Consider the following 2,055-nt stretch of genomic DNA (forward strand, 5'->3'; position numbering starts at 1 on the left):
GCTGCACGCGCCCCCGCGCGCGGTCGTCGGGAGGGAGCCGGACGGGGGCGCGGCGGGAGCCGGCCTGGGAGGGGTGGTCATGCGGGGACCTTGAGCCGGCCCGCTCCGGTGCGCTCGGCGCCCGCGCGGACGAGGTCGATGAGCGTGCCGTAGTCGCGGGCGTCCGCGAGGGGGGAGAAGCCCCGGATGAGGAGGGTGGACACCCCGAGGGAGACGTAGTCGAGGAGGGATTCGGCGACCTGCTCGTAACTGCCCACCAGGGCCGTGGAGTTGCCCGCCGCTCCGGTGGTCCTCGCGATGGCGGTCCACAGCCGCTTGTCGTGGACGTCGCCCTGGGCCGCGTACTCCAGCAGTCGTTGGGAGCCGCGCTGCGCGGAGTGGTCGAGGTTGAAGGCCCTGGCCGTCCCGCCGACCCGCTCCTCGGTGAGCCGCAGGATCTCCCGCGCCCGGTCCCAGGCCTGTTCCTCGGTGGCGGCAGGGATGGGGCGCAGGCTCACGCTGAAGCGCGGTTCACGGCCGTACGGCGCGGCGGCGGCCCGTACCTCGCGGATCCGCTCGGCGATCCCGGCGAGCGGTTCGCCCCAGAAGGCGTAGACGTCGGCGTGCTTGCCGCCGACGCGGACGGCGCCCGCGGAGGCGCCGCCGAAGTAGACGGGGATCGGGGCGGCGGGGCGTACGGCGGAGAAGCCGCCCTTCACGCGGTAGAACTCCCCTTCGTGGTCGAAGGGTTCGGCGGAGTCCCACTCCTTGCGGACCACGTCGAGGAAGTCGTCGGTGCGGCGGTAGCGGGTGGGCTTGTCGCTGAAGTCGCCGTCGCGCGCCTGGTCGGCGTCGTCGCCGCCGGTGATGACGTGCAGGGCGATCCGGCCGGGGTGGAAGGCGTCAAGGGTGGCGTACTTGCGGGCGGCGAGAGTCGGCGAGACGAAGCCGGGGCGGTGGGCGAGCAGGACGCCGAGCCGTTCGGTGTGGGTGAGGATCTGGTCGGCGACGGTGAAGCCGTCGGGGCTCGCGGAGGAATGGGCGACCAGGACGCGGTCGAAGCCCGACTCCTCGTGGGCGCGGGCCAGTTCGCGGAGGTAGCCGGGCTGGACGACCGGCCCTGCGGCGTGTTCGGTCTCGGTCTGGGTGGAGACGCCGTCGCGGCCGGTGACGGGGGTGCGGGAGCCGCTCTCGCTGGTCTCCTGGGTGGCGGCGATGCCGATGAATTCGATGGCCATGGCGGTGGGTTCTCCTGTTCCTGTTCAGCCGATACCGCCGCGCCAGGTGGCGGCGTGGTGGCAGGCGACGGTGTGGGACGGCCTGGACGGGTCGGATTCCCCTGCGAGGGAAGGTAGTTGTGCCGTGGTAGGTGGGGCGGTGGCTTGAGCGGCGGTTCCGACGGCGGTTTTGTCGGCGGTTTTGTCGGCGGTTTTGTCGTCCGTCTCGTCAGCGGCTTCTGCGGCGGGTTGCGGGGCGGCGGAATCGGGTGCCGATTCCGGGATCGCTCGGCCGGCTCCGTCGGGCCGGCTGGCTTCGCCGGGCCGGGTGGCTTCGCCGGCGGCCACGGGCGCGGAGCCCGGCTCCTCCCGGCACGTGGGCCCCGCGAAGCGGCAGCGGGGCGCGAAGACACAGCCCTCGTCGTCGGGCCAGGGCGTACGGCCGGCGGCGACGGCCGGGTCCGGGCGCAACTGCGCGGGCAGGAGCCGGTGTTCGCGGCGGACGCTGGGCGCGGAGGCGGTGAGCAGGGCGGTGTACGGATGCCTGGGATGTTCCAGGACCTCGCCGATGGGGCCCTGTTCCACGAGCCGGCCCCGGTAGAGGACGGCGACCCGGTCGGCGATCCCCGCGAGCGAGCTGAGGTCGTGGGAGATGACGACGACGGCGAGGCCGAGTTCGCGGCGGAGCCGGTCGAGCAGGCTCAGGACGAGGTTGCGGTTGGAGGCGTCCAGGGCGCTGACCGGCTCGTCGCTGAGCAGCAGCCGGGGGCGGGTGACGAGGGCGCGGGCCAGCGAGACGCGCTGGCGCTGGCCGCCGGAGAGCTGGGCGGGGGTACGCGGGCCGAGCGCCTCGGCGTCG

General features: G+C 74.2%; 2 protein-coding genes. Both read right to left on the bottom strand.

Annotated elements, in window-relative coordinates; genetic code table 11:
* Positions 1 to 77: 77 nt before the first annotated feature.
* Entirely contained in the window at positions 78 to 1,217 is a 1,140-nt protein-coding gene (locus tag GT042_RS03520) for an LLM class flavin-dependent oxidoreductase (RefSeq protein ID WP_161307227.1), read from the bottom strand.
* Positions 1,218 to 1,241: 24 nt separating this feature from the next.
* Positions 1,242 to 2,055 (bottom strand): oligopeptide/dipeptide ABC transporter ATP-binding protein (locus GT042_RS03525; protein ID WP_161307228.1); only part of this gene is annotated, 814 nt, incomplete at its 5' end.

This window comes from Streptomyces sp. SID3212, from assembly GCF_009865405.1.
GTDB lineage: Bacteria > Actinomycetota > Actinomycetes > Streptomycetales > Streptomycetaceae > Streptomyces.

What these genes read in the sequence shown, in the direction of transcription:
- GT042_RS03520 (WP_161307227.1), bottom strand. Translation starts at nt 1,217, where the DNA reads ATGGCCATCGAATTCATCGGCATCGCCGCCACCCAGGAGACCAGCGAG.